The sequence below is a fragment of the Ruegeria sp. YTSC199 genome, assembly GCF_059609725.1.
Window position 1 is genome coordinate 86,222 of sequence record NZ_JBXWMF010000015.1, and the last position, 12,139, is coordinate 98,360.

Sequence of the window (12,139 nt, forward strand, 5' to 3'; positions counted from 1 at the left end):
AAAAGGGGCAAGGTCCTGCCGAAACAGGCGAAATCAGCGCGGGATCAGGTTGGTTACACCAACGGCTGCTGCACGGGCCAGATCGAGGTCCAGCGACATGGGGATATACTCTCCGCGCCGCCACAGTTGCGCCTGATCGTCGTAGTAGCGTGACAGGAAATGGCCAGATTGGCCAGTGGCGGTGATAAAGACCGAGCTGTCCGGGTCGGCAAAATCATAGACCCCGCGATAGCCCGCGCCGTGCACGTTTTGGAACGGATTCTTGCCCTCGCCCGAGGTGCGCCCGCGCAGCAGGGTGTTGTCACCGCCGCTGGTGGATTGGCGGATGTTGACGAAAAACCGCAGCACCGGGACCGTGCCCAGAACCGGGTGGTCATGGGTTGCCTGATGCGCGTCACCCCAGCGCAGGGATTCCAGCGCGCTGCCATAGTTCTCGGAAATCCAGATCAGCGCGTCGTCCAGCGCCAGCCGTGCCATGTCGGTGCAGGTCTCTGTCGGGGCACTCTGGCGCACGTCACACCAGACCGATGCACCATCGATATCGCGGTAGACGCGTTCAATGAACAACGGCTGGACATGTTTGTATTCGGCGGCCAGTGGGCCGAGGTCGTCCGAGATCAGCCGGATCTGCAATGCGCGCAACCATGCGGCATAGATCAGCGGCTCGGGCAGGTGTTCGTTCATTTCACCATTCCACTCTGCCAGCAGTGACAGCGCAATCTGGCGCTGGCGTTCGGGCGTGCCCTCGGGGGCGGAGGCTCCGGTGAACCACAGGTCTGCGCCGATCAGCGGTAGCAGTGATCTGGCGGTAAAGCTGACGGTATCCAGCTGCGCCTCGATAAAGCTGTCGCGGGTGTGGACCTCGCGCGATTGCATCAGGCGTTCCCAGCGGTGCACGCGCTGGGTGTCGCCCCATTCATAGGACACATGCTCGGGGAACGGGCGGTTGATGATCTTGTTGTTGGTGTTGCCCAGAATGCCACCGACGGGGGCCACGAATTCCGGGTTGTCGGCATAGGGCAAGCGACCCTGCCAGAGGTTTTCGGCCAGCCAGCCGGGGGTCGGGATGCGGCCCCGGCTTTGGTTTTGCAGGTCGCGTTTCGGCATCGCTCCGATCAGCTTGAGACCGATTGTGTCCTTGTCCACCAGCGACAGGTTCTGCGAGGGTGCGATGAACAACTGGGCTGCATCGATGCCCTGCCGGACGCTGTCCGAATTCATCAACGCCATCGACGCCGTCATCGACGTATCGCGCGGGCTGAGCGCCGTCCAGGATAAGGAGGCGACATGGCCGGGCGGGGTGATCGTTTCCAGATCATAGTGGCTGCCGGGCAGGACGGGGCCGTTATCTGTCCAACGCAGGGTCAGAGTAATCGGGGCCTCGTCTTTGATCTCGATGATCGACGGGCGGGTGCGGAATGTTTTGTAGCCGTCCGGCGTCAGGTATTCTTCGGGGTTTTCCGGGTTCAGTTGCTCGATATGCACATCCTGATCGTCCAGATACGAGGACGTCAGACCCCAGCCCAGCCGATCGCTGCGCCCGGTCATAACGGCGGGAATGCCGGGGATTGTCGCGCCTATCACGCCGCCCTTTGCAAGTTCCAGCCGCGCCAGATACCAGACGCCCGGCGCGGTGAAGCCCAGATGAGGATCATTGGCCAGCAATGTACCTCCGCTGGCGGAACGCGACGGCGCGGCAGTCCAGGCATTTGACGCTCCGGCCAACCCGCGTTTCGGGAAAGGTGACAGCGGGCTGTCGGGCATCGGTGCGCCACGGGCATAGCGGGGCAGGCCGGGAAACAACGCGGCGTATTCGGGCAGGGCCGCGATACCTGCACCCGGAACGTTCGGCAGTATGTCAGCCAGCCGCGCGGGGTCGTTCAGCATCAGCGAAGTGCGCGCCCGCAGCACTTCGTCCTCAAGATGGCCGGACAGTTGCAGGCTCATTAGTTTGATCACCGCGATACTGTCGCCGGGCTGCCACGGGGAAACGGGCGCGTTGAAAAGGAACATCTCGGGCGCGCCCCGACCAAGGGCGGCCTCGTTGATCTCATCCAGCCGCGCGTTTACTCCGGCGGCATACGCGCGTAACGCAGCCTTGGTGTAATCGTCCTGTACATCGACCGAGCGGTGGGCCAGCCCGTACAGGTCCAGCCGGCGCAGCAGCTTGTCGATATGGACGGTGCGGGTGCCGAACACTTCGGACAGACGGCCCTGAGCGGTGCGGCGCATCACGGTCATCTGCCAAAGACGGTCCTGAGCATGGGCATAACCGAGGCCAAAGAACACATCCGGGTCGTCTTCGGCCAGAATATGGGGGACGTTTGCAGTGTCTCGGATGATCTCGACCGGGGCGGTTAGACCGGTGACTTCAACCGTCTGATTGTAGTCCGGCAGGGACTGGCTGGCCAGAAAATACACCAGCGCCACAGCGGCAAGAGCCAGCAGGACCAGACCTGTTGTGATACGCAACAGCCAGCGAAAAACGAAACCCATTTGTGGTCTTTAATCCCGATCCATTTCCAATTTCGGCAAGGTTAGTGGATGCCCGTTCTGACCGAAAGAGGAACAGCCCGGGAATATTCGAGTTTACAGATAAATAAGTAAGAAAAACCCGCCACAGAGGGGCTGTGGCGGGGGTCGTCCGAGGGGCGTGTGGTAGCCCGGAATTATGGAATGATCCGCGTGTATTTGGTGCCTTCGACCGTGGCGCCGAATTTCAGACCGGCTTGTCCGAATACGACCGCCAGCACTGGCGAACGCAGTGTCGTTGTGTCCGCGGACAGGGAACTTCCTGTTGCATCAACAACATAGCCAATATCAGCACCGGCGGTCCATCCGCTGGAGCGGCGGAAGTCATTCAGTGCGTCCTGCGTCATGAAGAACAGGACATGTGCATATTGCTGGGCGCCGATTTGCAGGCCGGCGGTTCCCGAAACTGCGGAATAGTAGTCAACTGTTGCGCCTTCGATGCGCAACGCACCTTGGCCGTAGGCGCCGCCAAAGAAGATTAGTCCGGCGTCGGTGATCAGGGGCATAACCAACATGCCGGTGGCCTTGTTGGCGATCTCAACTGTGTTGGGATATTTTGCATACATCTCGGCAAGCGTGGCATCGACGCGGGCATCGATCTTAGCTGCGTTGGAACTGCCGACGCCATTGCCGCAGGCTGCGGTTACCGTCAATCCGGCCATGCCAAAGGCAAAGCCACGACGGCTTAGTCGGGGTGCATTGGAACTGCTCATGTTTTTTTCTCTGTATAAGTGCCTGATATGTCGGGTGATCCCGATCTTGTGTGCAAGAGTACGCCGATTGCGGCTGCGTGTCACGGGAAAGCTGAGCTACCGCAGATCACAATCGGCGAAAAATTGCGACAATTTGGGGTTTTAGCCCTGTAGGATGCGGGCGACCTCTGGTGCGAAATAAGTCAGGATACCGTCGCAGCCCGCACGCTTGAAAGCCAGTAGGCTCTCCAACATCACCTTTTCCCCGTCGATCCAGCCATTTTGCGCCGCGGCCTGGATCATCGCGTATTCACCCGACACCTGATAGGCATAGGTCGGCGCGCCAAAGGTGTCTTTCACCCGACGGCAGATATCCAGATAAGGCATCCCGGGCTTGATCATCACCATGTCTGCGCCCTCGGTCAGGTCACGTTCGATCAGGCGCAGGGCTTCGTTCGAATTGGCCGGGTCCATCTGATAGGTCTTCTTGTCCCCGGTCAGCGCGCCGGAAGCCCCCACCGCATCACGGAACGGGCCGTAAAAGGCGCTGGCGTATTTCGCGGCATAGCTGAGGATCATCACGTTCTGATGTCCCGCAGATTCCAGCGCCCGGCGCATCTCGCCGATGCGGCCATCCATCATGTCGGACGGGCCAATGATGTCGGCTCCGGCGTCGGCCTGTGCAAGCGTCATTTTCACCAGCGCTTCAACCGTCTGATCGTTCACGATTTCGCCATCGACGACGTAACCGTCGTGTCCGTTGATGTTGTACGGGTCCAGTGCGACGTCGGTCATCACCGCGATATCCGGGGCGGCAGCCTTGATCGCGCGGATCGCCCGGTTCGACAGGTTGTCGGGGTTCCAAGCCTCGGCGCAGTCCTCGGTTTTCAGGCTGGGGTCGGTGTAGGGAAAGATGCAAATCGCCGGAATCCCCAAGGCCTGCGCCTCAACCGCGGCTTTGGCGATCAGGTCGACCGAGCGGCGCACGACGCCGGGCATCGACGGCACGGGTTCTTCCACACCCTCGCCGTCGCGTACGAAAACCGGCCAGATCAGGTCATCGGCGGTCAGCGTGTTTTCCCTGACAAGCCCGCGCACGGCCTGTGATTGGCGTGCCCGGCGAAAGCGGATCAGGGGGTAGGGGGCGATGGTCGGTTTCATGTCGCGCTCTCCTTGAATATTCCCGCATTGGGTGGCATGAATTCCGTGTGGTCTCAAGGGTAAGGATGGACGCGCCGATGCGAAAAAGCCCCTCAGGACTGGGAACAAAGGGCTGACGCTTGGACTTATACTCTTCGCTTTTCGAAATCATCGATATGCGCAGCTTTTCGAATCTGTGGTATTGGATCGTTCTGGCCGTGCTTTGGTCATCGGTAAGTCACTGGGCTATGGGGGTCCCGTTCGACCTGCTGGTGCGCGCCCGCCGTGTTGGAGGCCAGACCGAGCAGGATTTGCTTGATATAGTCCGGATCAACGGCAACCGAATTCTGTTTATCGTTGATAAATCCGGATTGATCATACTGGGGCTGAGTTGTTTCTTCTTCACCGGGCTGGCGATGCTTGGCTTTTACTATGAAGTCGAGTTCGCCCAGGCTGTATTCTTACTGTTGTTTCCCATGTGCCTGGTGACGCTCATAAACATCAGGGCCGCGCATAAATTGCGGCGCAGTGACGGATCGCTGGAGTTTGTCGGCAAGGTTTTGACCCGCTGCCGGATCTACACGCAGATCATCGGCATGATCTCGATCTTGATCACATCACTTTGGGGCATGTATCAGAACTTCTCGATTGGGGTTCTGGGATAGAAAATTCGGAAAGGCTAGGCGATGACGGCTCCGAACCACGTAACTGTTGGCGGCGCCCCCGAGGGGTTTGACGCGCAGCTTGTCCTGAACGAGATCGCGCGTTCCGGCGGGCCGGTGGCCCATGTCGCCCGTGACGACAAGCGAATGGAGGCAATGCGGGCCGCGCTCGCCTTTATTGCACCGGACATGCCTGTCTTTGTCTTCCCGGGCTGGGATTGTTTGCCCTATGACCGGGTGTCGCCCAATGCGGATATCGCTGCGGCCCGCGTGGCGACGCTGGCGGCGCTGGTGCATCAGATGCCGGACCGGTTCGTGCTGTTGACCACGCTGAACGCAGCCACCCAACGGGTGCCCGCGCGCGATGTGCTGCGAGAGGCTGCGTTTACGGCGCGCGTGGACCATCGCGTTGATGAAACCGCTCTGAGGAACTTTTTGGTGCGGATGGGTTTCACGCAAAGCCCGACGGTGATGGAACCCGGTGATTATGCCATTCGGGGTGGGATCATCGACATCTTCCCGCCTGGTGAATCCGGCCCTGTGCGCCTGGACCTGTTCGGTGATGTTCTGGACGGCGCGCGCCGGTTCGATCCAGTTTCGCAGCGCACGACCGAGAAGCTGGACATGGTGGAACTGGCCCCGGTTTCCGAGGTCATTCTGGATGAGGCAGCTATCACCCGGTTCCGCCAGAATTACCGTATCGAGTTTGGCGCCGCGGGCACGGATGATCCGCTATACGAAGCCGTCAGCGCAGGGCGCAAGCATCAGGGTATCGAGCACTGGCTGCCCTTTTTCCATGAAAGGTTGGAAACCCTGTTCGATTACCTGCCGGATGCCACGATCACCGTGGACGATCAGGTCACGCCCGCGCGGCTTGCGCGCTGGGATACGATTGCGGATCAGTACGAAACCCGACGGCTGGCACTGGAAAACCGCTCGCGCATGGACACGGTCTATAAACCGACACCGCCCGGTCTGCTGTATCTGGACGACGCGGCGTGGGAGCAGGTGGTGGGCGATCGGCGGGTGCTGCAGTTCAGTCCACTACCGCAGGCCAGCGGGCCGGGTGTGATCGATGCGGGCGGCCGGATCGGACGTAACTTTGCGCCCGAGCGGCAACAGGAAAGCATCAGCCTGTTTGGTGCGCTGGCGAGCCATATTACCGACAAGATGGCCAAGGGGCCGGTGTTGATCGCGTCCTACTCCGAGGGCGCGCGCGAACGTCTGACCGGTCTGATCGAGGACGAAGGGCTGGCCGAGGCAATCCCGGTTTCGAACGGCACCCGTATCGGCAAACGCGGGCTGCATTTGGCCGTCTGGGCGCTGGAGCATGGGTTCGAATCCCCCGACTTGACGGTCATCGCCGAACAGGATGTGCTGGGCGACCGCCTGATCCGCCAGCCCAAGAAACGCCGCAAGGCCGAGAACTTCCTGACCGAAACCCAATCGCTCAGCCCCGGTGATCTGGTGGTGCATGTGGATCACGGCATCGGGCGCTATATGGGGATGGAGGTCGTCACCGCTGCAGGTGCTGCGCATGAATGCCTGCTGCTGGAATATGCCGAGCAGGCCAAACTGTACCTGCCGGTTGAAAACATCGAGTTGCTTTCGAAATACGGCCATGACGAAGGGCTGCTGGACCGTCTGGGCGGTGGTGCATGGCAGGCCAAGAAAGCCAAACTGAAAGAGCGCATTCGCGAGATGGCGGACAAGCTGATCCGCATCGCTGCTGAACGGGCCCTGCGCAAAGCCCCGGTCATGGACCCTCCACCCCATGCGTGGGAGGAGTTCAGCGCGCGCTTTCCCTACCAGGAGACCGATGACCAGTTGCGCGCGATCTCGGACGTTATGGAAGACATGCACTCGGGCGCGCCGATGGATCGCCTGATCTGCGGTGATGTGGGATTTGGCAAGACCGAAGTCGCCATGCGCGCGGCTTTTGTGGCTGCAATGTCCGGTGTGCAGGTTGCGGTGATTGCACCAACCACTCTGCTAGCGCGCCAACACGCGGCATCTTTCAAAGACCGTTTCCGCGGTTTCCCGCTGGAGGTCCGTCAGCTGTCGCGCTTTGTCTCGGCCAAAGAGGCGCAGCAAACCCGCGACGGGCTGGCGCGCGGTACGGTCGATATCGTGATCGGCACCCATGCACTGTTGGCCAAGGGCATCCGTTTCAACAATCTGGGCCTGCTGATTATCGACGAGGAACAGCATTTCGGCGTCGGTCACAAGGAGCGTCTGAAGCAGCTGCGTTCGGATGTTCACGTCCTGACCCTGACCGCCACGCCGATACCGCGGACGCTGCAATTGTCCCTTACCGGTGTGCGAGACCTGTCTATCATCGGCACACCGCCCATCGACCGCCTGGCCATTCGAACTTATGTCAGCGATTTCGACGCAGTCACCATCCGCGAGGCTCTGCTGCGCGAGCATTATCGCGGCGGACAGAGTTTCTATGTGGTGCCGCGCATCTCGGACCTGCCCGAAATCGAGGAATTCCTAAAGGACCAACTGCCGGAACTGACTTACGTGGTCGCGCATGGGCAGATGGCGGCGGGGGAACTCGACGATCGAATGAATGCTTTCTACGACGGCAAGTACGACGTGCTGCTGGCAACGACGATTGTGGAAAGCGGGCTGGACATCCCGACCGCCAACACAATGGTTGTGCACCGGGCGGATATGTTCGGTCTGGCTCAACTCTACCAGATACGCGGCCGGGTGGGGCGATCGAAAACCCGCGCCTATGCCTATCTGACCACCAAGCCGCGCCAAAAACTGACCGCCACAGCCGAGAAACGGCTGCGGGTTCTGGGCTCATTGGATACGCTTGGGGCCGGGTTCACTCTGGCATCGCAGGATCTGGATATTCGCGGAGCAGGCAATCTGCTGGGCGAGGAGCAATCGGGTCAGATGCGCGACGTGGGTTACGAACTTTATCAGTCGATGCTGGAAGAGGCGATTGCCAAGATCAAAGCCGGTGAGATGGAAGGGTTGTCCGACGCCGATGACCAATGGGCACCGCAGATCAATCTGGGTGTGCCAGTTCTGATCCCCGAGGATTATGTGCCCGATCTGGACGTGCGTCTGGGTCTCTATCGCCGCCTGTCGTCGCTTTCGACCAAGGTCGAACTGGAAGGCTTTGCGGCCGAACTGATCGACCGCTTCGGCACGTTGCCGAAAGAGGTGAATACCCTGATGCTGGTCGTCCGCATCAAGGCCATGTGCAAACGAGCTGGCATTGCCAAGCTGGACGGTGGGCCGAAAGGTGCAACAATCCAGTTCCACAATGACAAGTTCGCGTCGCCTCAAGGGCTGGTCGAGTTCATCCAGAACCAGCGCGGGCTGGCCAAGGTAAAGGACAACAAGATCGTCGTACGGCGTGACTGGAAGAAGGACAGCGACAAGATCAAGGGAGCCTTCGCTATCGCCCGGGATCTGGCTGAGAAGCTGATGGCCGAGAAGAAAAAAGCCAAAGCTTAGTCTCCGCTGACAAAGGTGCACAGCTGCCAGGTGCCCGCGTCGGATTTCACGAACGCGGCGCGGTGGCCTGTCATCGGCCACAAGTAGTCACGGTGCATGTAGCCTTGGATCCCATCGGTAAGCAGCACCCGTTGATAGTCCGAGCCGTCCTGAAAATCGCGGATGATCGCGACCTCGTGGCTGATTAGGCCCAAGGTCGGCGCGTCGCGATCGGCCGACTGCCGCAGCGCCACATCTGATCCGGTAACGTAATAGGCCATGAAAGGGTCCAGCGAGGCGGGCAGGGTGATCTGCCACTGATGCGGCATCCAGAACTCGCCCTCGTCATCAAAATAACCGGGCTGGGAGAGGGTGTTTTCCAGATCGGACCAATAGGCTTCGCGTAAGGCATCCGCGTCTTTGCGATGCTCCTCCGACAGGGTTTCCGGATCCATGATCAGATTGGCGCGCAACTCTTCTGGACCACCATTTCCTCCGTGGCTGAGGTAGATGTCGGGACAGGCCGCTGCGACCACGGCATCGGTATCCCTTGCGGTCACCCCGGCCAGCAGCGCATCGCGAAAGGCCACCAGAGAGGGGTCTTGCGCAGCCTGATCGACCGGAGGAAAGGATTGACGATCCGCCAGAGCGGGGCCGCACAGCAGGGCCGTCAACAAAAAGGCGTATCTCATTCGGCGGCCCTCATCGCCGCTTGGGCGCAGAAGCACGACGCACCCACCGCACGGTCTGCCCGAGCCAGTGCCAGATCGAGCCGTTGTTTAACCTGCACGATCTCAACGGTGTCACCGCGCGTTTTCAGACAGTCATGCAGGCCCTTGAGGCTCCAGACGTTGTCTGGATGGATCGAGGCACGGCTGAGCGTACCACCCAACCCCAGATCCTCGCGATAGACGGCTTCGGCCTCGGCCACATGACCCTGTTCATACAGCAGCGCCCCTAACGCGTGGCGGGTGGGCTGCATCCAACCCCACGGTTCGTCGTAGGGCAACGTGTCATCCAACTCGACCGAGCGGCGCAGGTGGGCATAGGCAATCTCATAGTTGCCTTTGCGATACTCGATCTCTCCGCGCAGCATTTCGCGGGCGATCTCCAGCAGATCAACAACACGATTATTGTGCAGCAGGCGTGTCTCGGGGACGCATTCCTTTGCGGAAAGGAACAGCTGTTCCTCGGCCTCTGCCTCGACAACCTGATCGGTGGCGGCATGGGCGATGGCGCGGGCATAGTGAATGGTTGCCGTCAGCGTGCGATAGAGGTCGGGGTCCGATGGTATCTCCAACGCCTTGGCCTCTTCCCATTGGCCAAAGCGGATCAGGATATGCGGGCCCATCGACATGTAGCTTTCGAAGTAATCCGCCATCGGAGGGCTTTCGACGCGCAGCATGTCTTCGGGTGTGGTGTCCCACATGCCCTGGTTGGCGCGCAGGGCCGGTTCCATCTGCCCAAGGAACAATGCGCCGTAGATGACAAAGTGGTAATTGTGTTGGCGATAGCCGGTATAGATGTTGAACGCGCCTTCACGCTCGTAATATTTCAAATCTGCCTCGATGGCCTTTTCGTTCCAGTAAACAACATTGTGATAGTGCCCGCACAACACGTCGATATGGGTCGGCATATGCACCAAATGGCCCGCGTCGGGGACCAATGTGCGCAACACATCTCCGGCCTTGAGCGCCTTTTCCGGGGTTGGCGACATCTCCATCAGATGCACATAGAGATGCAGCAGGCCGGGATGAAACATCGCAGCGGGGTCGTTGGCCATCGCGTCTTCCAAGGCCTTCTGCGCCTCGCGCGTGGCGGCACCTTCGGCAGGTAGGCCGGTTTTGAGGTCCCACATCTGCCAAGGTGTCAGATTCAGCAGTGCCTCGACATAGATGGTGCGCAGATCCAGATGATCGGGCTGTTCGGCAAACGCCGCGCGCATGGCATCGGCGAAATCGTGATCCCAGCTGTGCATATCCTTGATCGGGTCACGCTGCGGGTATCGGGCGGGCAAGGCTCGGATCAGGGCCTGCTCGACCGAGGTGCAGCTGTCTAGCAAAGCCAGCGCCTGTTGCGTTGCATCAAAGGCCTGCGCAAGCGCCTTTTGCTGCCCGCTTTCATCGAGCAAATCCCAAGGCAGGTTGTAGTTCGGACCGGCCGAATAGGCGATCCCCCAATGGGCCATGGCGCAGTTTGGATCATGTTCGGCCGCTCGTTGGAAACAGACCACGGCTTCTTCATGGTTATAGCCGTAGGTCCAGACCAATCCCCGATCAAACCATCGCTGCGCCTCGGGCGAGGATGTGGTGACCGGACAGGAATGAGAACCTAGATCGTAATCGTAACGCATTGAAACCTCCTCTCGGATCAAGGGAAGGTTAGCGGGATTCGCGTAATCTGCACAGGTCAGGCGGGCAGTCTGTTTTCAATCCGGCCCATATGCAGCATCAGTCCAAAGCCGATCACGCTCATTGATAGAATGCCGGTGGTCAAAGGGGTCAGCGACCCGTCGAACAACAACCCGATGGGAGCCGCAATAGCCGCAGCGAGAACGGTCGAGACCGCACCGATGACCGAGGCCGCCATGCCGGCGATATGCCCCATCGGCTCCATCGCGATGGCGTTCAGGTTTCCCATCGTCATGCCTGCCATGAAAAAAATAGAGGTCTGCCAAAAGACAAAAGTCGCAAAGGACAGGTTCGGTGTCAGAGGCATTGAGTTCAGAATGAAAACACCAATTGAAATCGCGATCTGCGCGCCCAAAGCCCAGGTTACCAGCCGCCGCATCCCCACCCGGATCACCAGCGCCGCGTTCAGCAGGCTGGCAGACCCCGATATCAGCGCGACGAAGCCAAACCAGAAGGGAAAACTGTCGGCGCTGTCGTGGATGACGTCATAGACCGGTTGCACCATGGTCAGCGTGGTGAACAACATGCCCAGACAAAGGGTTTGCACGAAAATCGAAACCCGGACGGTGGGGTGCACGAACATCTCGCGCGCGGAAGAGACCATCAGGGGCAGGCGCAGCGGCCTGCGATTTTCGGGCTTCAGCGATTCCGGCAGGCGCAGGCCCATCCAGAATACGGTGATCAACGAAAACAGGATGAACGAAACGAAAATTCCGCGCCAGCCCGCGATAGCGATCATCCCGGCCCCCAGCATTGGTGCCGCGGCAGGCACCAATGTAAAGATCATCATGGCGATGGACACGATCCGCGCCATTTCACGGCCCGAGTACAAATCCCGGATGACAGCCATGGCAACCACGCGTGGCGCGGCACAGCCGACGCCTTGCGCGACCCGGGCAATCAAAAGCAGTTCCAGCGAAGAACTGGCCCAGGCGACGGCAGCTGAAACGATGTACAAAGCCGAGCCGACGAAGATCACTGGCTTGCGACCAAACGCGTCCGACAGCGGACCCATGAAGAACGTGCCGATCCCCATGCCCAGCACGAATGAGGTCAGAATCAGCTGTGCCCGGTTAATGTCCTCGGGGCTGAGCTGTGCGCCAATCTCGGGCAGGGCGGGCAGCATTGAGTCGATGGAAAACGCAATCGTCGCAAACATCATTGCGACAAGAGCGATGAACTCACCTTTTGACATGCGATTGGCCATTGCGTCCTCCTGACCTGATCGCGCTATCACGACAAG

General features: G+C 60.0%; 8 protein-coding genes. 2 read left to right on the forward strand and 6 right to left on the reverse strand.

Annotated features, from left to right (window positions below):
* Positions 1–33: 33 nt before the first annotated feature.
* From AC2FEE_RS15360 to hemB, 3 genes are all read right to left on the reverse strand, one after another.
* On the reverse strand, positions 34–2,496 hold the full coding sequence (locus AC2FEE_RS15360) for a penicillin acylase family protein (protein WP_496866201.1): 2,463 nt from the start codon (positions 2,494–2,496) through the stop codon (positions 34–36).
* 173 nt (positions 2,497–2,669) lie between these two features.
* Positions 2,670–3,245, reverse strand: coding sequence for a lipid-binding SYLF domain-containing protein (locus AC2FEE_RS15365; protein ID WP_496866202.1), 576 nt, complete (start codon positions 3,243–3,245; stop codon positions 2,670–2,672).
* A 141-nt stretch (positions 3,246–3,386) separates the two neighbouring features.
* Positions 3,387–4,385: a porphobilinogen synthase gene (hemB, locus tag AC2FEE_RS15370; RefSeq protein ID WP_496866203.1), complete on the reverse strand. Its 999-nt coding sequence runs from the start codon at positions 4,383–4,385 to the stop codon at positions 3,387–3,389.
* Positions 4,386–4,504: 119 nt separating this feature from the next.
* Between hemB and AC2FEE_RS15375 the strand changes: the two genes are divergently transcribed.
* Positions 4,505–5,029 (forward strand): component of SufBCD complex, encoded by a 525-nt coding sequence (locus AC2FEE_RS15375; protein ID WP_496866204.1) that lies wholly within the window; start codon positions 4,505–4,507, stop codon positions 5,027–5,029.
* A 21-nt stretch (positions 5,030–5,050) separates the two neighbouring features.
* The gene (gene mfd / locus AC2FEE_RS15380) at positions 5,051–8,506 is read left to right on the forward strand and encodes a transcription-repair coupling factor (RefSeq protein WP_496866205.1); all 3,456 of its coding nucleotides are present in this window, start codon (positions 5,051–5,053) and stop codon (positions 8,504–8,506) included.
* Here mfd and AC2FEE_RS15385 read toward each other — a convergent pair.
* Genes AC2FEE_RS15385 through AC2FEE_RS15395 form a run of 3 tightly spaced genes read right to left on the reverse strand, consistent with a single transcriptional unit; the run spans position 8,503 to position 12,103 of the window.
* Positions 8,503–9,177, reverse strand: a complete 675-nt coding sequence (locus tag AC2FEE_RS15385; protein ID WP_496866206.1) for an SH3 domain-containing protein — start codon at positions 9,175–9,177, stop codon at positions 8,503–8,505. The genes mfd and AC2FEE_RS15385 overlap by 4 nt on opposite strands.
* Positions 9,174–10,838: a tetratricopeptide repeat protein gene (locus AC2FEE_RS15390; RefSeq protein WP_496866207.1), complete on the reverse strand. Its 1,665-nt coding sequence runs from the start codon at positions 10,836–10,838 to the stop codon at positions 9,174–9,176. The genes AC2FEE_RS15385 and AC2FEE_RS15390 overlap by 4 nt, the downstream gene beginning before the upstream one ends.
* Positions 10,839–10,894: 56 nt before the next feature.
* Entirely contained in the window at positions 10,895–12,103 is a 1,209-nt protein-coding gene (locus tag AC2FEE_RS15395; protein ID WP_496866208.1) for a multidrug effflux MFS transporter, read from the reverse strand.
* Between the last annotated feature and the right edge of the window lie 36 nt (positions 12,104–12,139).

Coding starts and splice junctions, on each gene's coding strand:
- hemB (WP_496866203.1), bottom strand. CDS start 4,385: ATGAAACCGACCATCGCCCCCTACCCCCTGATCCGCTTTCGCCGGGCA.
- AC2FEE_RS15385 (WP_496866206.1), bottom strand. CDS start 9,177: ATGAGATACGCCTTTTTGTTGACGGCCCTGCTGTGCGGCCCCGCTCTG.
- AC2FEE_RS15365 (WP_496866202.1), bottom strand. CDS start 3,245: ATGAGCAGTTCCAATGCACCCCGACTAAGCCGTCGTGGCTTTGCCTTT.
- mfd (WP_496866205.1), top strand. CDS start 5,051: ATGACGGCTCCGAACCACGTAACTGTTGGCGGCGCCCCCGAGGGGTTT.
- AC2FEE_RS15390 (WP_496866207.1), bottom strand. CDS start 10,838: ATGCGTTACGATTACGATCTAGGTTCTCATTCCTGTCCGGTCACCACA.
- AC2FEE_RS15360 (WP_496866201.1), bottom strand. CDS start 2,496: ATGGGTTTCGTTTTTCGCTGGCTGTTGCGTATCACAACAGGTCTGGTC.
- AC2FEE_RS15395 (WP_496866208.1), bottom strand. CDS start 12,103: ATGGCCAATCGCATGTCAAAAGGTGAGTTCATCGCTCTTGTCGCAATG.